Source organism: Brucella pseudintermedia, assembly GCF_008932435.1.
GTDB lineage: Bacteria > Pseudomonadota > Alphaproteobacteria > Rhizobiales > Rhizobiaceae > Brucella > Brucella pseudintermedia.
In genome coordinates, this window is record NZ_WBWE01000003.1 from 345,049 (window position 1) to 367,054 (window position 22,006).

Here is a 22,006-nt window from a genome sequence, read left to right on the forward strand (position 1 = left end):
TCAGGCAGCTTCGCCGATTACGTCGGCATAACCATTTTCTTCAAGATGCAGCGCGAGGCTCTTGTCGCCGGACTTGATGACCTGGCCCTTGTACAGCACGTGCACGCTATCTGGAACGATATGTTCGAGCAGACGCTGATAGTGCGTAATGACGACCACGGCGCGATCTGGCGAACGCAGGGCATTCACGCCTTCCGAAACGATCTTCAGCGCATCGATGTCGAGACCGGAATCGGTTTCGTCGAGGACGCAGAGGCTCGGTTCCAGAAGCTGCATCTGAAGAATTTCAGCGCGCTTCTTTTCGCCGCCCGAGAAGCCAACATTAAGCGGGCGCTTGAGCATGTTCATGTCGATGTTTAGGCCGCCGGCGGCGTCCTTCACGCGCTTGATGAATTCCGGAATCTTCAGTTCCGGCTCGCCGCGCGCCTTGCGCTGGCTGTTCATCGCAACCTTCAGGAATTCCATCGTGGCAACGCCCGGAATTTCCATCGGGTACTGGAATGCCAGAAAAATGCCCTTGGCGGCGCGTTCCGCCGGGTCGAGATCGAGGATCGACTCGCCATTATAGAGAATGTCACCTTCGGTGACTTCATAGTCCTCGCGACCGGCGAGGATATAGGAAAGCGTCGATTTGCCCGAACCGTTCGGACCCATGATCGCAGCAACTTCACCCTTGTTCACGGTGAGGTTCAGACCACGGATGATCTCGGTATCCGTGTCGGCGATCTTTGCATGGAGGTTCTTGATCTCAAGCATGAATGTAAACCTTGTTCTAATGCCAGGAAAAGGCTGGCCAGAAAATCTGATGCGAGATGGAATGGGCGCGTCGGTTAACCGACGCTGCCCTCAAGCGAAATGCCGATAAGCTTCTGGGCTTCCACGGCAAATTCCATCGGCAGTTCCTGAATGACTTCCTTCACGAAGCCGTTGACAATGAGAGCGATGGCCTCCTCTTCCGGAATGCCGCGCTGCATCACGTAGAACAGCTGGTCTTCCGAAATCTTGGAGGTGGTTGCCTCGTGCTCGAACTGCGCCGTGGCGTTCTTTGCCTCGATATACGGCACGGTATGTGCGCCGCAATCATTGCCGATCAGGAGCGAGTCACACTGGGTAAAGTTACGTGCGTTCTCTGCCTTGCGATGGGCAGAAACCTGTCCGCGATAGGTGTTGTTCGACTTGCCAGCCGAAATACCCTTCGAAATGATGCGGCTCGACGTGTTTTTGCCGAGGTGCAGCATCTTGGTGCCAGAGTCGATCTGCTGATGACCGTTCGAAACGGCAATCGAGTAGAACTCGCCACGCGAATTGTCACCGCGCAGAATGCAGGACGGATATTTCCAGGTGATTGCCGAGCCGGTTTCAACCTGCGTCCACGAAATCTTGGAATTGTCGCCACGGCAATCGCCACGCTTGGTGACGAAATTATAGATGCCGCCCTTGCCGTCCTTGTCGCCCGGGAACCAGTTCTGGACCGTCGAGTACTTGATCTCGGCGTTTTCGAGCGCAATCAGCTCAACGACAGCCGCGTGCAGCTGGTTTTCGTCGCGCTGCGGCGCGGTGCAGCCTTCCAGATAGGAAACATAGGCGCCTTCATCGGCGATGATGAGCGTCCGTTCAAACTGGCCGGTGTTCTTCTCGTTGATGCGGAAGTAGGTCGAAAGCTCCATCGGGCAACGAACGCCCTTCGGAACATAAACAAACGAACCATCCGTAAAGACAGCCGAGTTCAGCGTCGCATAATAGTTGTCCGAAACAGGAACGACGGACGCCAGATACTTCTGTACGAGTTCAGGGTGTTCGCGGATCGCTTCCGAAATCGAGCAGAAAATAACACCCGCCTTCGACAGTTCTTCCTTGAAGGTCGTAACCACGGAGACGCTGTCGAACACGGCATCAACCGCAACGCGGCCCGACGCATAAACATTGTCCGACGGATTACCGTCGATTTCGCTCGGCTCGCCCTGCTTGCGCACACCAGCCAGAATCTCCTGCTCGCGCAGCGGAATGCCGAGTTTTTCGTAGGTCTTCAGCAGTTCCGGATCGACTTCATCGAGCGACTTCGGGCCGGACTGGTTTTTCGGCGCCGCATAATAATATGCGTCCTGGAAATCGATCTTCGGATAATCGACGCGCGCCCATGTCGGCTCCTCCATGGTGAGCCAGCGTTCATAGGCCTTCAAACGCCATTCCAGCATCCATTCCGGCTCGTTCTTCTTGGCGGAAATGAAGCGGATAATATCTTCGTTCAGGCCCTTGGGAGCCTTCTCGGCTTCGATCGTCGTCTCGAAGCCATACTTGTACTGGTCCACGTCAAGGCCGCGGACCTGATCAATGGTCTCCTGCACTGCAGGCATCGGCGTTCTCCATCCTCGTCGGGGTCAAGGCCCGACAGTTGCAAACGTCAAGGCGATAATAGTCTTGGTTACCGTCTCGATATAGTGTGCGTGACCCTTCTTTAAAACCTCTCTAAACTGAATTTCAAGCGCCGGGTTCAAATTTGCCCGAAAAAATGCGATTAAAACAATCAACTTAAAAAAATACGTGGTAAAATCGCGTACTCGCAGATGATCTGCGGCCCCGCTTCAGCATTTCAATTTTGAGCTTGCGATCAGGCTCTTTTCGCGCGGCGCTCAACGATCTTGCGAAGAACTTCGAGAAACGCGTCGACCTGATCGGGCGTTGCTGTTGGCTCAAGTGAGACGCGGATGGCCCCGAGACTGTCTCCGTGCCCCATTGCGGACAGCACGTGGCTCGGACCGACTTTGCCGGACGAGCAGGCCGACCCTGCTGAAAGAGCGACCCCGCCAAGATCAAATGCGATCTGCACGGTTTCGGCCTTCTGCCCCTCCAGGGAAAAGAACGTCGTATTCGGCAGACGATCAACCGACCTGCCGTAAATCACCGCGTCTGGAGCAATCGCAGTCAGCCCCGTTTCCAGCCGGTCCCGCATCGCGGGGGACCAGCCATCGCTATCCAGCCGCGCCTTGGCGACATCGGCCGCAGCTCCAAAACCGGCAATCAGCGGCAGCGCTTCGGTTCCCGCTCTGTGCCCTTTCTCCTGACCTCCACCGCGAACGAGCGCGCGCGGCATCATAAGATCGGATATGGCGATAACTGCGCCGACACCCTTTGGTCCGCCAATCTTGTGCGAGGAAATTATGAAATAATCTCCGCAATTATTTGTAATATCTAATTTAATCCGCCCTGCTGCCTGAACCGCATCGACGATATAAACGCCGCCGGCAGCCTTCACGGTGGCAGCGATCTCCGCAATCGGCTGGATGATGCCCGTTTCATTATTGGCCGCTTGTATCGCGACAAGCGGAAGCCCCTGACTTTTGTCGTGACGATCAAGAACCGCCCTCAAGGAATCAAGTTCCACGATGCCGTTTGCGTCCACCGGCAGAACCGTGACGTCCTGGGCTGCAAACTGACCTCCCGACAACATGCAGGGATGTTCCGTGCCGCTTACATAAAGATGTGACAGACGAACCGGCGAACGTCCCATCATGTAGTGCGGCGTCAGCAGTGTCGAAGCGGCTTCCGTTGCTCCCGATGTAAAAAAAACATGGTCAGGACGTGCGTTGACGAGTGCGGCCACACTGCGGCGCGCAGCTTCAACGAGCGCGCGTGCGGCGCGGCCTTCGCGATGCACGGAAGACGGGTTTCCGGTAATGCCGAGCGCGTTGATGACTGCATCCCGCGCCTTATCGAGCAACGGAGCGCTGGCATTATAATCCAGATAGAGCCTCTTGCCGCTCCCGTTCACCGTACCTATCTCCTAAACAAAATTCTGGAAGCGCAATTTTCTTGAATTTTCAATCAAGAAAAGCCTATTAAGCCCCCATAGGAACTGAAACTCGCTTTCAGTCTGTCGAAATTTCAAACCGGTTCTAGAAGCGGCATCCAAAGACGTCAAGTTTCGCCGCTGAAGTCCGGCCTTCCCGTTACGAGCGGAGTACACATGCCAGAAGTCATTTTCAACGGCCCTGCCGGACGCCTTGAAGGTCGTTATCAGCCTTCCAAAGAAAAGAATGCTCCGATCGCGCTTATCCTTCATCCGCATCCGCAGTTCGGCGGAACGATGAACAACAAGATCGTCTATGATCTTTTCTACATGTTCCAGCAGCGCGGCTTCACCACGTTGCGCTTCAACTTCCGAGGTATTGGACGCAGCCAGGGCGAATTCGACCATGGCGCGGGCGAACTGTCGGATGCGGCGAGCGCGCTCGACTGGGTTCAAGCGCTTCACCCCGATTCCAAGACATGCTGGGTTGCCGGCTATTCGTTCGGCGCGTGGATCGGCATGCAACTCCTGATGCGCCGCCCGGAAATCGAAGGCTTCATTTCGGTCGCCCCGCAGCCGAACACCTACGATTTCTCCTTCCTGGCGCCCTGCCCGTCGTCCGGCCTCATCATTCATGGTGATAATGACAAGGTTGCGCCGCCAAAGGACGTGCAGGCTCTGGTCGACAAGCTGAAGACCCAGAAGGGCATCACGATCACCCAGACCACGATTGCGGGCGCAAACCACTTTTTCACTGGTCAGGGCGATGAACTCATCGAGGATTGCGCCGAATATCTCGATCGCCGTCTGGCTGGCGAACTGGTGGAAGCGCGTCCGAAGCGCCTTCGCTGAAAAACAATCCGGCAAGTCGCTTTCCAGATTTGCAGCGTCTTATCCGGCGGGTCTCCCGCCGGATTTTTCATGCGATGCTGTCATTGCCCTCAAATGATTCGTCCTTTCACATCCAGCTCGCGAGCCTGACATGCCGGTTTATGCTATCCTCGCCATTGCCATCGTGTCCGAAGTCATCGGAACGCTCAGCCTCAAGGCATCCGAAGGCTTTACCCGGCTGGGACCATCCCTCATCGTCGTCGTCGCTTATGGGCTGGCCTTCTATTTTCTTTCCCTGACTTTGAAGAGCATTCCCGTCGGCATCGCCTATGCGGTCTGGTCTGGAATAGGCGTGACGCTCGTTGCGCTGATCGGCTGGCTCGTCTTCGGACAAAAGCTCGACCTGGCCGCAGTGCTTGGCATGGGATTGATTATTGCCGGGGTCATTGTGCTCAATCTGTTTTCGAACACAGCGCAACATTGAAGCCAAATTACCGGTTCGCAACCCGCCAATTCGGGAGTTTCCTTGTTATTGGCGGTTGATTGGTGCTAAAGGCGGACTTATCACATGGATGCAGGCAGCCGCTTGCGGCCAGTTTCAACCTCGCCTTACCAGTCAGGGAAAAGGAATGTCCGGTTTCAAATCCGATTTTCTTCGCACGCTTTCCGAGCGCGGCTTCATTCATCAGATTTCCGATGAAAGTGGCCTCGACGAATTGTTGGCCAAGGAAACCGTGACAGCCTATATCGGCTTCGATCCTACGGCTCCGAGCCTTCATGCGGGCGGGTTGATCCAGATCATGATGCTGCACTGGCTCCAGCAGACCGGCCACAGGCCCGTCGCGCTGATGGGCGGCGGCACCGGCATGGTTGGCGACCCGTCCTTCAAGGACGAGGCCCGCAAGCTGATGACCGAGGATACGATTGCCGAGAACATCGCCGGCATCAAGCGTGTCTTTGCCAACTACCTTACCTTTGGTGATGGCCCGACCGACGCCCTGATGGTCAATAATGCCGACTGGTTGCGCAACATCAACTATCTGGAATTCCTGCGCGATGTTGGCCGTCATTTCTCGGTCAACCGCATGCTTTCGTTCGATTCGGTGAAGATGCGCCTCGACCGCGAGCAGTCGCTGTCATTCCTCGAATTCAACTACATGATCCTTCAGGCCTACGATTTCGTGGAACTGAACAAGCGTCACGACATCCGCCTGCAGATGGGCGGTTCGGATCAGTGGGGCAACATCATCAACGGTATCGATCTCGGTCACCGTATGGGAACGCCACAGCTCTACGCCCTCACCTCGCCGCTGCTGACGACAGCATCGGGCCAGAAGATGGGCAAGTCGCTTGGCGGCGCGATCTGGCTGAACGCCGAAATGCTTAGCGCCTACGATTTCTGGCAATACTGGCGCAACACCGAAGATGCCGATGTTGAGCGCTTCCTGAAGCTCTATACGACGCTTCCGCTGGACGAGATCGCCAAGCTAGCCGCTCTTGAAGGTGTTGAAATCAACGAGGCGAAGAAAATCCTCGCGACCGAAGTAACAGCCATGTTGCATGGTCGTGACGCAGCCGAGGAAGCTGCGGAAACAGCGCGCAAGACCTTCGAGGATGGCGAACTGTCGGAAAATCTCCCGACGGTCGGCGTTCACAAGGCAACGCTGAATGGCGGCATCGGCGTTCTGGCGTTGATGGTTCTCGCTGAACTGTGCACGACCAATGGCGAGGCTCGCCGCCATGTTGAAGGCGGCGCGGTGCGTATCAATGACGAGCCGGTCAGCGATCCTCGCATGATGGTCGACGCCAGCGCGCTGAACGATCAGGGCGTTATCAAGCTGTCACTGGGCAAGAAGCGTCACGTGCTGATCCGTCCTGCATGAGCCGGACGATCATAAACTGAACAAAGCCGGGCCCTGCGCCCGGTTTTTTTGCATCAAAACTCGAAGATTGAGCGGAAAATGCCCGGAGCGATGACTGAAATCGGGTTGACGATCACCTGGGGCTGCTTGGCGCTGCCAGCAAGTTTGTAGGTAATTCCGATCAAGCCACGATCCCGTCCGTTGCCGAGCAGCGCACCCACAATAGGAAGTTCGCCGAACAGGCGATTGACGCCATAAGCAGGCATGAACGTGCCGGTGATAGACATGTTGCCTTGCTGGTCATAGAGCGTTCCCTGGAAGGTCGTCCCCACAGCAGGCCCCCGCACCACCCCCCTCGACAGGTTCAGATAGCCATTGCCCTTTTCGATCAGCGAAAAACCACGCTCAACGTCAACCCTTGATACGTCGATATCGCGTTTCACCGCCTGATTGAGACTGGTGCCTCCCTCGGGTGGAGGGCTGGAAACGATCTTGGCCAGCCGCGGTTCATTGATGATCGCAAAGTTGCGCGCATCGATCTGGCCACGCAATGGACCATTGCCCTGTGCTGCAAGCCCGACAGTGATCTTGCCGCCGCGCATCTTGTCGTAGAAGTCGAAAAAGCGCAGAACCGCGCCAGCATCGTTCGACTGAAGCGAAATGGAGCGCGCATCGCCCTGATCGTTGTTCGTCGCCACGAAGGATTCACCGGACGATGTAACGGCATTGACCGATACGCCCGAAACTTTGCTGCCAGCGCTTTCATAGGAGACATTAACGTTACGCAGCGTTTCGCCGTTAAAGCCGCCGACCTCATCGATTTGGGCGCTGACAATCACGCGTGGATTTCTGGATTTGCTGCCGCTTCCGCCTTTCTCTCCAAGGTCCGAAACCTGCTTGATCAGAGCACGCGCGTCGAACTGCGAGCCGCGCACACTGACGCGATAGCTGCCGCCGCTCTTGGTCGCCTTGACCGCAAGGCTATCGTTTCTGTTCAGGCGTATCTCGCTGAAATTCGCGGACTGAAAGTCGCCTTTCGCAAGCGAGAGATCGCCCTTGGCGCCGAAAGCATCCCCGGAGAAAACAAGATTGCTGATGTCCATCTTGCTCTTGTCTTCCGGGCTCTGGACCAGATCGAAAGTTGCCTTCGCCGGTATGCCAGCCCCTTTGCGCCATCCGAGCCAGGGAAGATCGATCTGCGTCTTGCCCAGATCGGCGGACACGTGGCGCTTGCCGCCATCCTCCATGCCGAGATCAACCGACATTGGGCCGGAAAAGACGGAGCTCAGTCCCGGAAAGACCGCGTTACGGGTCTTGTCGTCAATATCCAGCCTGACCTTCTGCTCGCGCTTGACCGGACCGGAGCGATCGACCGGCTCAATCAGGCTGATCTTTGCGGGGACCCCGTCAAGCATGGCATCGGCGGTAATTCTGGCGGCTGACTGATCGACCTTGATGCTGCCTGTCGCGTCGCTCACGGACGACCCCGCTATCGGCTTCGAAATATTGAGGTCGGTGAAGCCAATATCGGCATTCCAGCGAAGCGTGCCGGGCGGCGGGTCTTTTGAAACGGCAAAGTTTACCTTGACGCGCGATTTCACATCGCCGGTCACGTCTGCTGGCAGAAAAGGCACGCTCTTCAGGACGTCGATGGGCTTGTTCCCGGCAATTTCAGCAATGGCCGCGGCTTCGCCGGAAACACCGAGATCCAGTTCAGCGATCACCGGACGCTGCGGACCCCAGGGGATGATGAGCGTCCCGTCAGACACATCAACCTTGCGGTTGTTCGGCGTATAGGCCACGCCTTTCAAAAGCTTGATCGTCGTGTAGGCCCCACGGACCGATATTTCGCCGTCGGCATCCCGCACGGGAGGCAGTTCTCCCACCACGTCGAAACGCGTGTCGGACACCTTGAAGTCGGCCTTGATTTCATCGCCCGTCAGCGGTGGCGGCAGGCCCGGCCCGTTGAAACGGCCGCCAGCGAGCGAAATATCGATGCGGCTATCCTTGAGCGTTCCACCAAAAAGGTTTTTCAGCACCCATTCACGGGCGCCATCAGCAACATCGATAGGCCAGAGATGCTTGGCGTCGGCCACTGGCATTTTGGGAATGCGCAGCAAGAAGATCATTTCCGGCGAACCGGCGCCGAATGCCATGCTTCCCTGGCCAAAGAGCTGTCCGTTTTCCGTCTGCACATCAAGATTTGCAAACTGGATGCGTTGCTGATCGGCCATATAGCGTCCCGCTATCCGCGTTGCGAAGGACAACGGCGCATCGGTCGATTCAGAGGGCATGCTTGTCGCCGAGGTGGTCAGCACCTCGAAGCGATATGTCGGTCCACCCGTATTGTTTTCGGTTTCAGGCTCCGGCCCAAAAGCACCGTTGAACTCAGCCTGCAAACCTCCAAGCCGCAGCCGGGATGACTTGATCTCGATCTTACGGCTTCCGACCGTATGCTCGAGATTAAGGCGAACACCCCCGCGCACGTCCTCGACCTTGCCAAGCTGCATATCCAGATCGTCAATCGCAAGTTCCGTCGCAAGACGTTCCGGCTTGTCGCCGTCTGCTGCGGCCCCCATCAGGGACAAGCGTGCTGATGCCCCCAGTTCAAAATGGGCGGGATTGATGCGATTGCCGTTTATAACGGGAGCCACTTCGGGCGGAGAGCCCAATGCAATGGGAATGTCGCGGATATTCAGCTCAAAGCCTGCCAGGCTGTTATCGTCCGCATGCTGGTCAATCTTGCCATCCAGCGCAATTTTCTTGCCTTTCCAGATGACACTACCATTGATGCCGATTTTTCCGCCTTCTTCGATCAGGCGGGCCTCTTCGATATCCAGAACCTGCTGCTCGTCGCCAACCTTGAAAGCAACTGTACTGTTGAAGATGCCGATGACATGCGTGTCCTGCGCGCGCAAAAGCTCAAGGCTGCGGCGCATGGCGGCAAAAAGCTCACCCGAAACCGCGTCGAAATCGAGAATACCGCGTTCATCGTAAGGCAGTGATTTCCAAAAGCCCGGCCCCTTCGTTTCCGGCATTTCAAAGGAAACGCCATCGACTTCAAGCTGGGCGACACGCACCTTGCCGGTCAAAAGCGGCAGTGGCGCCAGCCCGAGACGCACAGATTTGATTCCGCTGATTTCGATGCCCTGTTTCGGATCGGCGATCGACACATCACGGGCTTCGAGCGCGACATGGCTATCCTGATCCAGCGACAGCGCCGCGCTCCCGATGGAGGCGGATGCGCCTTCTCCGAGAATATGCGTCAGGCTTTTCTGTGCTTCGTCACGCAAAAGATTGCTGTCAACGCCGCTGCGAAGGATAACGAAACCAGCACCGACGATGAGAACAAGAAGGATGCAAACCGATAAAGCCGCATGGGAACAGCGCGACAGAAAGGAGCGGCGCGAACGTGCCGGGCCGGGCAAAAAGCCACACTCGCCGTCAGCGGCGAGACGCTCGATTCTTTCCATCTCCCGCTTGCTGAAGCGGATCTTCTGCGGTTTCTCTGTCAACAACCCAGCCAGAAAAAGAGTTTCATGCCATACGATCCCTTAGAATTTGCTTTATCAAGCGATCGTAATTACCTGTTTTATAACCATCTATTACCCGCGCCGCGTGCATGAGCCGACAGCCTTGCGCTTCTCAACCGCCGTCACGATCGACACCAGCATCAATGCTTGCACAAGACTGCCTGAATGCGATAGCTCAGACTGTAACAGGTGGTTTCCATCCTAATCCATAAAAGAAAGGCGCAGATATGGCTCATCCCCAAGTTGGCGAACCGGCACCCAACTTCATTCTGCCTTCGGATAATGGCGAAATTTCCCTGTCCTCCCTTAAAGGCAAGCCGGTGGTGATTTACTTTTATCCGAAAGACGACACTTCCGGCTGCACCAAGGAGGCGATTGCTTTCTCCCGATTGAAGCCGGAATTTGACAAGATCGGAGTTCGCGTCATCGGCCTATCTCCCGATAGCGCCACGAAACACGCGAAATTTCGCAAGAAACATGAGCTGACTGTCGATCTTGCCTCGGACGAGGACCGGGTAGCACTTGAAGCCTATGGCGTATGGGTCGAAAAGAGCATGTACGGTCGCAAATATATGGGCGTGGAACGCACAACCTTTCTGATCGATGCGAAAGGAAACATCGCTCAGGTCTGGAACAAGGTGAAAGTGGACGGCCATGCCGATGCGGTTCTGGAGGCTGCACGCGCGCTTTGAACGATGACAAACAAGCCATCCTATGATCAGACATTGCGCGGAAACGCCATCCGCGCCATATGCGCCAGCGATCTTGACGAAAAAGTCAGACTGACACGAGAAACCGCCGCTCGCTGGTTTGCTCGCACATTGTCGGTTCGCAGCCCGCTCGATCCGCCTTTGCCGGAACGTCCCGGCCGACCGGAAAAACCCGAACTTGTGCCTCCTCGCATGTTGAAGAAGCGGTCACTCAACACCGAACACGGGCGTATCGCCCTGATGCACGCCCTCGCCCATATCGAGCTGAACGCCATTGATCTTGCGCTCGACATCGTTGCCCGTTTTGCCGCCAAACCCATACCGCGCAGCTTCTTCGATGGCTGGATGAAAGTGGCCGATGATGAAGCCCGGCATTTCACGCTGCTGCGCGACCGGCTCAAGTCTTTGGGCGCGGATTATGGTGACATGCCCGCTCACGACGGGCTCTGGCAATCCGCGCACCAAACGCGCAACGACCTTGAAGCGCGTCTCGCCGTCGTGCCGCTTATTCTCGAGGCTCGAGGGCTCGATGTGACACCGTCATTGCTCGAGAAAATGATCGAGACCGGCGACATTGAGACTGCTGCAATTCTCGACGTGATCTACAATGACGAGAAAACGCATGTCGCTGTGGGCGCAAAATGGTTTCGTTTCTTCTGCGCGCGCAACAGAATAGACCCGGTCGCAAGATTTCAGGAACTGGTTCGTGCAAATTTTCGCGGCGACCTGAAACCGCCCTTCAACGAACTGGCACGCGCCGAAGCGGGGTTGACCCCTTCCTTTTATCGCTCGCTGTCTCCGGTATCGATCTAACCCATATCCTGAAAGTCCATGCGATAAAACAAATCCCGCCGCATGGCCCGCGCAAGCCTTAAATGTAAAGGTCTGTTAACCCTAATAAGTTGTAATCAGGTAAGGGAATCGAGAAGGGGCATGCGGCTGGCATGACTGGGAATCAGGCGAAAACATCGACCAAAAAGGTGTTCGGGGAACGCAAGGAACCGCCTGTCCTGATTATTGCGCGCGGCGAAAAGATCAGCCATTTCACGTTGCGCCCCTGGATGACAGTTCTTGGAGGTGCCGCTTTTCTCGCTCTCTCGGCTGGCTATCTTGGCGCGACGGCCTATCTGGTTCTTCGTGACGATCTGATGAGCGCTGGCATCGCGCGTCATGCCCGCAACCAGCAACTTTATGAAGACCGCATTTCCGCCCTCCGCACAGAGGTTGACCGTATCACCAGCCGGCAGATGCTCGATCAGCAGGTGATGGAAAACAAGGTTGCCGAACTCATGCAGCGCCAGCAGACGCTGAGTGCGCGCGACGGCAAACTTGCACCTCTGCTGGAACGGGCTTCACAATTGCAGCCGATGCCGGACATGCCGACTGAAACGGCCCCGGATGTTGAACAACATAGCCAGTACATCCCAAATGAAGCTCTGGCCGGACGCGATTTCCCTGGTATCGATCCGATCATTACCGGCCCTGTGCCCGGAAAATCACCGACTGGAAAGCCGGATCGCCGTGCCGATGCCAGGTCCGTGGGGTTGCGTCTTTCCGGTGGGCTTTCGGGTGAATCAACGCTTGAAACCTCTGACAAGATACTGGCGACCATCAACCAGAACCTTCATCGGATCGAAAGCGAGCAGAACGGCAAAGTGCGGGTGCTGGCAGATGCCGCCTATGAAAAAGCGGACAGCATTCTCGACACCTTGAACGCCGCCGGACTGCGTATCGAAACGCCCGGCAGTGAATCTGTGGCAATGGGCGGACCGCTTATCCCGGTTTCGTCGCCCGGCGCAGTGGTCAATGATTTCGACATGCAGTTGCGAAATCTCGATAGCGCGCTTGATCGGCTTGATCAGGTCCGCAAACGTGTGAGCGCCCTTCCCCTTGCCAATCCGGCTCCGGGGAAAGCCGTAACCAGCTTGTTCGGCGTTCGCCGTGATCCCTTTCTGGGCACTGCTGCCTTTCACTCCGGAATCGACTTTCGCGCATCCTACGGCCAGACCGTAAAATCCACCGCGGCTGGCAAGATCGTGAAAGCAGGCCGTTTCGGCGGTTATGGAAATATGGTCGAGATCGATCATGGTAATGGGTTCTCGACCCGTTTTGCGCATCTGAGCCGCGTTCTAGTTCGCGATGGACAGCAGATTGCCGCCGGAGTTGCTGTCGGCGAAGCAGGCAGTTCCGGGCGCTCGACCGGCAGCCATCTGCATTATGAAGTCCGTGAAAACGGACGCGCAGTCAATCCGGTCAATTTTCTCAAAGCCGGAAAACAGATAGAGCCATTACTCTGAGTTTCTGAAACGAAAAACCCGGCCGGAGCCGGGTTTGTGCCATGCAAATGACGGTCGATTAATCGATATCGTCGATCAGCTCGCCGCCCCCCTGAATACGGTGCGCAAGCGCGGCTTCCATGAATGGCGTGACGGAACCATCCAACACTTCCTGCGGGTTGGTGCTTTCAACGCCGGTGCGCAGATCCTTGACGAGCTGATAAGGCTGCAGGACGTAGGAGCGAATCTGGTGTCCCCAACCGATATCGGTCTTGGTGGCGTTCGCCGCGTCCGTCGCGGCTTCCCGCTTCTTCAGCTCTTCTTCGTAGAGGCGAGCGCGCAGCATCGACCATGCCTTTTCGCGGTTCTTGTGCTGTGAGCGTTCCGCCTGGCACTGCACCACAATCCCGGTCGCAATATGCGTGATACGCACTGCCGAATCAGTGGTATTCACGTGCTGTCCACCAGCCCCCGAAGCGCGGTAGGTATCAATGCGAACATCGGCTTCCGTGACCTGCACGTCGATATTGTCATCGATGACGGGATATACCCAGATGCTCGCGAAAGACGTATGGCGACGGGCGTTGGAGTCATAAGGCGAGATGCGGACCAGACGATGAACGCCCGATTCGGTCTTCATCATGCCATATGAATTGTGTCCCTTGACGAGAATGGTTGCGGACTTGATGCCCGCTTCTTCGCCTTCGTGCACTTCCATTACCTCGACCTTGCGGCCGTTGCGTTCAGCCCAGCGCGTATACATGCGCAGCAGCATCGACGCCCAGTCCTGGCTTTCCGTACCGCCGGCACCGGCATGCACTTCGACATAGGTGTCGTTGGCATCGGCTTCGCCCGAAAGCAGCATGTCGATCTGGCGTCGATCGATCTCGACCTTGAGATCGCGGATGGTGGTTTCTGCGTCCTCGATGATCGACTTGTCACCTTCCTCCTCGCCCATGGCGATGAGTTCAATGCTGTCGTTCAGTGTCTGCGTCAGATGGTTGATTCCATTGATGCTGTCTTCCAGCTGCTGGCGTTCGCGCATCAGCTTCTGGGCTTCCTGGGCATCATTCCAAAGTGTGGGATCTTCGGCTCTCTGGTTGAGATAGCCGAGACGCTTTATCGCCTGATCCCAGTCAAAGATGCCTCCTCAGCAGGCTTATGGCCTGCTGGATTTCGTCAACCAGCGTCTCGATTTCCGCGCGCATGGGCAAATCGTTCCTTCAATATCATTCTATTTAATTGAGAAGCCGAACCGATCATTGCGAGGCTCAGGCTTTCCGGCATGGACCGACAGTCCAAGCGCCGCGGACCATAGTGAGCACGCGGCGCAGTGTAAAGGGTAAAGCCCCGTTTTTCCCTGTCAGTAAAGTCCGCCGGAACCGGAGTTGATGGCGCGTGTCGCCTGCGGCGACTGCGGCGCGACCGGAGAACCTTCGCGGAATGAATCCATTCCGATGACCGAATAGCTGTCCGATGGCCCGGTGCCCGGCTTGAACGCTTCCATGATCACATTCGGATCGCCCTGATTGGCGCGCATACCGGTTTTGCGATTGATCGCGATGACCGTCATGCCTTCCGGCACGCGGAAATCCACTTTCGGCGTTCCGGCCAAAGCCTGCTCCATGAAAGACTTGAACACAGGCGCTGCGAGACCGCCGCCCGTATTGCCGCGGCCAAGCGGTGTCGGCGTATCGTAGCCCATGAACACGCCAACCACGAGATCAGGCGTGAAGCCAACGAACCACGCGTCCTTCTCATCGTTGGTCGTACCGGTCTTGCCAGCCATCGGGCGGTCGAGGCTCTTCAATATCTGCGCCGTGCCACGCTGCACGACACCTTCCATCATCGAGGTGATCTGATAAGCCGTCATCGGATCGAGTACCTGATCGCGGTTGTCGATCAGCGTCGGCTCTTCCTGATTGGCCCAATCCTGCGCATTGCAGCCTTCGCACTGGCGCGCATCGTGCTTGAACACGGTCTTGCCGTAGCGATCCTGAATGCGGTCGATCATTGACGGCGTTATGCTCTGCCCGCCATTCGCCATGATGGAATAGGCTGTCACCATACGCAGGACGGTCGTCTCACCGGCGCCAAGTGCCATGGAGAGAACGGGCAGCATCTTGTCGTAGATACCGAAGCGTTCAGCATATTCAGCGACGAGCTTCATGCCCATGTCCTGCGCGAGACGCACGGTCATGACGTTACGCGACTGTTCGATACCGTAGCGCAACGTGGACGGACCGGAGAACTTGCCCGAATAGTTCTTCGGTGCCCAAACGCCCAGCGTACCACCCTGATTGACTTCCAGCGGACCGTCCAGAACAACGGACGCAGGCGTATAGCCGTTGTCGAGGGCAGCAGCATAGACGAAGGGCTTGAACGACGAACCTGGCTGGCGATAGGCCTGCGTTGCGCGGTTGAACTCCGATTCCGCATAGGAAAAACCGCCGACCATGGCCAGAACACGACCCGTATGCGGGTCCATGGCCACAAGCGCGCCTTCAAGCTTCGGCGGCTGCTGCAGACGGAAACGGGATTCGCCAGTCTTGGAGACATAGATAATGTCGCCCGTTTTCAGCACGCCTTCCGGCGATTTGGCGCTGGTGCGCTTGTCACCGATATTCACAATGCGCATCGCCCATTTCATATCATCGGCGGCAATGAATGCGCGCTTGCGCTCCTTGCTGCGCGAGCCCGATGCCTCAAGCGGCGGCTGCAGACCGATATCCGCGCCAGCGGCTGAAACATTGAGCACGATTGCGAGCTGCCATTCGGGCACGTCCGCATAGGACTGCATGTCGCCAAACGCCGTACCCCAGTCGTTGCCAAGCTCGACATTCTTCATGGGGCCGCGCCAGCCTCGCGCCTCGTCATAGCGAAGCAGTGCAGCCTGCAAGGACTTGCGCGCCTCAACCTGCAGCGTCGGGTTCAGCGTGGTGCGAACCGAAAGACCGCCTTCGTAAAGCGCATCGACACCATATTTCTGGATGATCTGGCGGCGAACTTCTTCGGTGAAATATTCCGAAGCAAACACGTAATGCGCGTCCGAACGCTCTTTCACGCCCAGCGGCTGCTTCTTGGCTTCCGCCGCTTCTTCGGCAGTGATGTAGCCGTTTTCGCTCATCCGGTCGATCACCCAGTTGCGGCGCTCGATAGCGCGCTCGGGCTGGCGGAAGGGATGATAATTGTTCGGGCCTTTCGGCAGGGCCGCGAGATAAGCGCTCTCTGCGATGGAAAGTTCACCGACCGACTTGTCGAAATAGGTCAGAGCAGCGCTGGCAATGCCGTAGGAACCAAGGCCGAAGAAGATTTCGTTGAGATAGAGCTCGAGAATACGGTCCTTGGAATAGGCCTGCTCAATGCGCATCGCGAGGATGGCTTCCTTGATCTTGCGATCATAGGTCTGCTTTGAGGTCAGGAGGAAGTTCTTTGCAACCTGTTGCGTAATGGTAGACGCACCAACCGGACGGCGGCCGGACCCCATATTCTTGACATTCGTCAACATCGCTCGGGCAAGTCCGGCGAAATCAAGACCGTGATGTTCATAGAAGGTCTTGTCTTCAGCCGAAACGAAAGCCGCTTTCACACGGTTCGGCACAGCCTGGATGGGGATATAGAGCCGGCGTTCGCGAGCGAACTCCGCCATGAGGCTGCCATCCGAGGCATGAACGCGCGTCATTACAGGCGGCTCGTATTTTGCGAGCACCTCGTAATCTGGCAGATCCTTCGTGAGACTTCCGACGTACAGGGCGGCGCCACCTGCCACGAGGAGCATCAGCACCGTTCCGATCCCGAAGAAATATCCGATAAGCCTTACCATAAATGCGGAATCCTGCCTTCAGATTATTCACATGATAAGGGTCAAAGCACGAACAGCCAACCCTTTGACCTAGTTATGCCATGAGGCAATCACTGGCTTAGTGACCAGCAAATGAGTCAAAGGCAAGATGGTTTACGTGTTTTTACCAATTTAACGCCGCAGCTTTCGTCTGCACGACGAAAATCCGCTAAACTGTTGCAAGCCTGCATCTTATAAGATGTAGCACATTTAACAGACATCGCCACAATTCTCCATATTTCAGGGTCCCTACCCCTTGCTCATGCTTGCGGGATGTTTCAGCGCTTCAAACGCCTTGATCGCAATCGCGAGTCTGTCCGCAAGTTTCTTGCGCCACTCGGGATTGCTGATAAGCTTCTCGTCCTCGGCATTGGATAAATATCCGATTTCAATCAGCACGGACGGCACGTCCGGCGCACGCAACACCTGAAAACCGGCAAAGCGATGCGGATTGTTGATGAGATTCACTTGCCCCTGGAGGGAATGGATCACCTTTTCGGCAAAGCTTAGCGAAAATGTGTGCGTTTCACGCCTGGTCAGATCGAGAAGAATATCGGTAACCTCGGGCTGCTCTTCAGGCGCTGCGCCCGCAAGGGTATCAGACTTGTTTTCCCGTTCAGCCATGGCCCGCGCAACGGAGTCCGATGCCTTGTCGGAAATCGTATAAACCGTCGCGCCGCGAATATCGTGCTGGTTGATCGTATCCGCATGGATGGAGATGAACAAATCCGCTTCATGCTGGCGGGCGATCCGCACCCTTTCGGAAAGCCGCAAAAAAGTGTCGTCCTCACGCGTCATGAGAACCTTGATGTTCTTGTCTTGCGACAGGCGATCCCTGAGCTCCTGCCCGAACGCGAGCGTCAGGTCCTTTTCCTTGATACCGCTGAGGCTTTCCGCACCGCTGTCGATACCACCATGTCCTGGATCGATCATGATGGTGAACGGGCGAACCGCCCCATTCTGCGCGGTGGCCTGAACCGGCTTGTCATCGCGATCGGTGGAACTGGTTATTTCCTTGCGGCCCTGCAACTGTTCGGCAAATTCCCTGTCCGAGGCCGCAACGATGTCGGCCACAAGGCGATAGCCTGATGCACTCTCGTTTTTCAGAACGCGCAAGTCTTCCACCTTGAACGGACCGCGCAGTGTCAGAATGAGGCGCGAACGCCCCTTGCCCACGAGCCCGTACCGGACGCGCGAAACGAGCCCGCGGGGCTCCAGACTTTTCTCGTCGAAACCAAAGCGCGTTTCGGGCAGATCGACGACAAGCCGATGCGGATTGTCGAGAAGCAGGGTCGATAGCTTGGGTTCCCGGTCGAACATGACAACGATGCGCGTCCGCACATCATCGCCAGCCATCCGGAAAGTCAGCGCAGCCAGTGGGGAAGTCACGCGATCGGCAGCATAGACAGAAGCAGACTGAAACAGCAGGACAGACAAAAGTGCGAACAATGCCGCAAGGCACCGCAAATTCAGCAATCGTGTCATAGCGTTTTCAGCGCTTTGAAAATGCATCGGCCGCCACAATCAAGAACATCATTTGGATAACTGGCATCAATAATCGCGATACGGGCCCATTTATCCCTGCACCCTCTCGCCCGAATACCCATGAAACACTCGTACAGAACTACAGTTAATGAAGGATTTCCAGCCGTATTTCGACCTTGAATCGGGCGTATACTCAGCTTTCGGCGAAATTGCGATGCGAAAGTCAAATGATATTCGCACTTGTCATCGTTCAAACGACGCCATAAAAGCTATGGAAGGTTTTGGGTGAACTATCAGAATCGTTTGCCGGTTCTCAAAACGAACCGCAAGGAATGATAGCGAAAACAGCGGCATATTCATTCGTCGCCCCGATAACCGGCACAGAATTCAGCGGAGATGTGGCTCCCCCGCCCTCCGTTTCTATCGGCCGACTGCGCATCTTTACGCGCTGTCGCCAACGCTCGAAAAGAGCAAAGAGGTCGGCCCGGCTTTCCCGGGTCATATATGAGGTCGTTTCGTTCGGAACAGCTATGGGTCAAGCACGACTGACCATTGCGAGCCTGAAGACCGTGATCGCCACGAGGCCATCGCGCGCGGAGGCAGCAGCTTTTGTTCCGACGAACCCAGAACCATCCGGCAGACGCAGCGCAGTGAGCACGACAGCCCTCAGGGTTTCGTCCGGCGCACGCGTTTTGCGTCTTCGCGCCGGCAGGAAAGACAATAATGTCCAACAAAATGCTTATAGATGCCTCCCACCCGGAGGAGACCCGGGTAATCGTTACCCGGGGCAACAAGATTGAAGAATTCGACTTTGAGTCGGAACATAAGAAGCAGCTGAAAGGCAACATCTACCTGGCACGCGTCACCCGCGTCGAACCTTCGCTTCAGGCTGCATTCGTGGAATATGGCGGCAACCGTCATGGCTTCCTCGCATTTTCGGAAATTCATCCCGACTACTATCAAATCCCGGTAGCCGATCGTCTTGCGCTGCTTGAGGCGGAAGCCAAAGCCGCACGTGCGGAAGATGACGAAGACGAACCCCGCGCCAAGAGTGAGCGCAGCGAGCGGAACGATAAGTCTCGCCGCAACCGGCGTCGTGGACGCCGTGACGGCCAGAACGGCGACGCGCAGGCCAGTGCGTCCGACAACGGAGTGCCCGCGGCCGAGCCGGTCGGTCCCGCTTTTGAAAATTACGTGCCGGGCACCCCGGCTATTGCCCTCTCGCAAAAAAGCGATGTGATCTCTGAAGCCATCGAAAACGGCGACGAAGATGACATCGAACATGAAGAGGACATGGTCGAATCTGTGGGTTCGGAAGACGCGCTTGAGGAGCTTCCGACACATGCGCGCACCAATCGCCGCCAGTACAACATTCAGGAAGTGATCAAGCGCCGCCAGATTCTGCTGGTTCAGGTCGTCAAGGAAGAGCGCGGCAACAAGGGCGCGGCTCTCACCACCTATCTTTCGCTTGCGGGACGCTATTCGGTTCTGATGCCGAACACGGCACGTGGCGGCGGCATTTCGCGCAAGATCACCAATCCGCAGGATCGCAAGCGCCTGAAGGAAATCGTCAAGGAACTCGAAGTGCCGCAGGGCATGGGTGTGATCCTGCGCACGGCTGGCGCAAACCGCACCAAGGCCGAAGTCAAGCGCGACTACGAATATCTGATGCGTCTTTGGGAAAATGTACGCACGCTGACGCTGCAATCGACGGCCCCTGCCCTCGTCTACGAGGAAGGCAGCCTGATCAAGCGTTCGATCCGTGACCTCTATAACAAGGACATTTCGGAAATCCTCGTTTCCGGCGAAAATGGCTACCGTGAGGCCAAGGACTTCATGCGCATGCTCATGCCGAGCCATGCCAAGGTTGTCCAGCCTTACCGCGAGCAGGTTCCCATCTTCACGCGCAACGGCGTGGAAGCCCAGCTCGACCGCATGTTGCTGCCGCAGGTCACGCTCAAGTCGGGCGGCTATCTGATCATCAACCAGACGGAAGCGCTGGTTGCCATCGACGTTAACTCGGGTCGCTCGACGCGCGAGCATTCCATCGAGGACACGGCGCTCCAGACCAATCTGGAAGCTGCCGAAGAGGTTGCACGCCAGCTTCGCCTGCGCGACCTTGCCGGCCTTATTGTGGTCGACTTCATCGACATGGAAGAAAAGCGCAACAACCGCGCTGTCGAAAAGAAGATGAAGGACTGCCTGAAGGATGATCGTGCCCGCATTCAGGTGGGACGCATCTCCCATTTCGGCCTTCTGGAAATGTCGCGCCAGCGCATCCGTGCATCTGTGCTTGAAAGCACGATGCAGGTCTGTCCGCATTGCGGCGGCACCGGCCATATCCGCTCAGATTCCTCCATGGCGCTGCACATCATTCGCGGCATTGAGGATTATCTGCTGCGTCATTCCGGCTTCGACATCCATGTCCGCACACCGGCTGCGTCAGCGCTTTATGTTCTCAATCACAAGCGCCAGCTCCTTGCCGATCTCGAAGGACGCTTCGGTGTAGCAATCAGCATTGACGCCGATGAAAGCGTCGGCCACCAGCATTTCGTCATCGACAAGGGTGCGCCTTCCACGCGGCCTATCACCCAGCCGCCGGTGCAGCCGATGGCCTATATCGAGGACGATATCGAAGATCCGGAAATCCCGGTTGATGAGGACGAAGCCGAAGAAGAAACCAAGACTGATGTCCAGACTCAAGAAGAGCGCGGCGAAGAAGGCGACCGCAAGCGCCGCCGCCGCCGTCGCCGTCGCGGCGGTCGTGACCGTGAGAACCAGGAACAGTCGGCAAAATCCGATTCAGTTTCGGAAGAAACCTCCGGCGAAGACGAAGATGGCAACGAACCTCAGCAGACATCTTCCGGTGCTTCGCTGAGCGAGGAAGACCGCCGCAAGAAGCGTCGCCGCGGTCGCCGGGGCGGACGTAAGAATCGTCGCGACGATGAACCCCGCGCCCGCAAGATTCCAGATCCTGAGTTCGTCGGATACACGCCGGTCCTCCCAACAAAGGTCGAGGAAGCAGTTGTTGAAGAAAGCGCTGCTGTAGCGGTTGAGCCGACAGCGGAAGCAGCGGAAACTCCTGCTCCGGCGATCGAACCGGTGGTCGAAGAGAAGCCTGCGAAACCTGCTCGCAAGCCTCGCGCCCGCAAGTCTGCGAAGACTGAAGAGGCGACTGAGGAGGTCGTTGCAGCCGAGGCAGAGGAAAAGCCTGCGAAACCTGCTCGCAAGCCCCGCGCCCGCAAGAAGGCAGCCGAAGAGGCTTCTGCGGAACCGGTAGCGGCGGTGGTCGCTGATGAACCCGAAGCAGAAGTGGAAAAGCCCAAGCGGCGTACCCGCCGAGCTGCGGCGAAGCCAGCTGCCGAAGTGGAAGACACGGTGGCAGTTGAAGCTGATGTGGCGACGATTGCTGAACCGCAGAAAAGCGCGGAGCCTGTCGTGACCTCGAGCGAAAGCGAAGAGCAGAAGCCTAAGCGTGCCGGTTGGTGGCAGAAGAAAGGCTTCTTCTGAGAACCGCTTCAAGATCGAAATGAAAAACCGGCGGAAACGCCGGTTCAGACCGCTGACAAACCCATCGATATTTTCGACGGGTTTTGTTCTGGGAAGTATGCTGTTTTGGGCGGCAGAGTTTTGACGCAGATTGAGAAGGGTGTATCCGGCTCATGCGCTGACCGGTTTTGG

Annotated in this window: 15 protein-coding genes; 7 read left to right on the forward strand and 8 right to left on the reverse strand. The window is 56.8% G+C overall.

The window, feature by feature from the left end; translation table 11 throughout:
• The 3 genes from sufC to F9K78_RS06210 form a co-directional block, all read right to left on the reverse strand.
• Positions 1–756 (reverse strand): Fe-S cluster assembly ATPase SufC, encoded by a 756-nt coding sequence (gene sufC, locus F9K78_RS06200; RefSeq protein WP_121982626.1) that lies wholly within the window; start codon positions 754–756, stop codon positions 1–3.
• Positions 757–830: 74 nt separating this feature from the next.
• A complete protein-coding gene (gene sufB / locus F9K78_RS06205) occupies positions 831–2,354 on the reverse strand; it encodes a Fe-S cluster assembly protein SufB (RefSeq protein ID WP_121982625.1) in 1,524 nt (507 codons plus the stop codon).
• A gap of 254 nt (positions 2,355–2,608) precedes the next feature.
• Positions 2,609–3,769 (reverse strand): cysteine desulfurase family protein, encoded by a 1,161-nt coding sequence (locus tag F9K78_RS06210; RefSeq protein ID WP_121982624.1) that lies wholly within the window; start codon positions 3,767–3,769, stop codon positions 2,609–2,611.
• Between the two features lie 195 nt (positions 3,770–3,964).
• Between F9K78_RS06210 and F9K78_RS06215 the strand changes: the two genes are divergently transcribed.
• The 3 genes from F9K78_RS06215 (at position 3,965) to tyrS (ending at position 6,501) form a co-directional block, all read left to right on the forward strand.
• Positions 3,965–4,639: an alpha/beta hydrolase gene (locus F9K78_RS06215; RefSeq protein WP_121982623.1), complete on the forward strand. Its 675-nt coding sequence runs from the start codon at positions 3,965–3,967 to the stop codon at positions 4,637–4,639.
• A 130-nt stretch (positions 4,640–4,769) separates the two neighbouring features.
• Positions 4,770–5,102 carry a DMT family transporter gene (locus tag F9K78_RS06220; protein ID WP_121982622.1) on the forward strand — a complete coding sequence of 111 codons (333 nt, stop codon included), beginning with the start codon at positions 4,770–4,772 and terminating at the stop codon, positions 5,100–5,102.
• 145 nt (positions 5,103–5,247) lie between these two features.
• Complete coding sequence (tyrS, locus tag F9K78_RS06225; protein WP_121982621.1) at positions 5,248–6,501, forward strand: tyrosine--tRNA ligase; 1,254 nt, start codon at positions 5,248–5,250, stop codon at positions 6,499–6,501.
• Between the two features lie 53 nt (positions 6,502–6,554).
• On the opposite strand, the gene F9K78_RS06230 is transcribed toward tyrS, so the two are convergent.
• Positions 6,555–9,953 (reverse strand): AsmA family protein, encoded by a 3,399-nt coding sequence (locus F9K78_RS06230; RefSeq protein ID WP_122066431.1) that lies wholly within the window; start codon positions 9,951–9,953, stop codon positions 6,555–6,557.
• A 287-nt stretch (positions 9,954–10,240) separates the two neighbouring features.
• Between F9K78_RS06230 and bcp the strand changes: the two genes are divergently transcribed.
• The 3 genes from bcp to F9K78_RS06245 all read left to right on the forward strand — a co-directional run bounded on the left by bcp (position 10,241) and on the right by F9K78_RS06245 (position 13,020).
• Positions 10,241–10,705, forward strand: a complete 465-nt coding sequence (bcp, locus tag F9K78_RS06235; protein ID WP_121982620.1) for a thioredoxin-dependent thiol peroxidase — start codon at positions 10,241–10,243, stop codon at positions 10,703–10,705.
• A gap of 3 nt (positions 10,706–10,708) precedes the next feature.
• Entirely contained in the window at positions 10,709–11,536 is an 828-nt protein-coding gene (locus F9K78_RS06240) for a ferritin-like domain-containing protein (protein ID WP_121982619.1), read from the forward strand.
• A 131-nt stretch (positions 11,537–11,667) separates the two neighbouring features.
• Positions 11,668–13,020 (forward strand): M23 family metallopeptidase, encoded by a 1,353-nt coding sequence (locus F9K78_RS06245; RefSeq protein WP_121982618.1) that lies wholly within the window; start codon positions 11,668–11,670, stop codon positions 13,018–13,020.
• A 58-nt stretch (positions 13,021–13,078) separates the two neighbouring features.
• Here F9K78_RS06245 and prfB read toward each other — a convergent pair.
• The 4 genes from prfB to F9K78_RS06265 form a co-directional block, all read right to left on the reverse strand.
• Positions 13,079–14,207, reverse strand: a protein-coding gene (gene prfB, locus F9K78_RS06250; protein ID WP_121982617.1) for a peptide chain release factor 2 whose coding sequence is annotated in 2 segments (ribosomal slippage) — positions 13,079–14,137 and positions 14,139–14,207 — 1,128 coding nt in all. Because the reading frame shifts where the segments join, the coding sequence is not laid out codon by codon here.
• Positions 14,208–14,362: 155 nt separating this feature from the next.
• Positions 14,363–16,822: a penicillin-binding protein 1A gene (locus F9K78_RS06255; protein WP_151682102.1), complete on the reverse strand. Its 2,460-nt coding sequence runs from the start codon at positions 16,820–16,822 to the stop codon at positions 14,363–14,365.
• 267 nt (positions 16,823–17,089) lie between these two features.
• Entirely contained in the window at positions 17,090–18,325 is a 1,236-nt protein-coding gene (locus F9K78_RS06260; protein WP_121982615.1) for an N-acetylmuramoyl-L-alanine amidase, read from the reverse strand.
• Between the two features lie 535 nt (positions 18,326–18,860).
• The gene (locus F9K78_RS06265; protein WP_121982614.1) at positions 18,861–19,046 is read right to left on the reverse strand and encodes a hypothetical protein; all 186 of its coding nucleotides are present in this window, start codon (positions 19,044–19,046) and stop codon (positions 18,861–18,863) included.
• Positions 19,047–19,048: 2 nt separating this feature from the next.
• Between F9K78_RS06265 and F9K78_RS06270 the strand changes: the two genes are divergently transcribed.
• Positions 19,049–21,835 (forward strand): Rne/Rng family ribonuclease, encoded by a 2,787-nt coding sequence (locus tag F9K78_RS06270; RefSeq protein WP_121982613.1) that lies wholly within the window; start codon positions 19,049–19,051, stop codon positions 21,833–21,835.
• Positions 21,836–22,006: the final 171 nt, after the last annotated feature.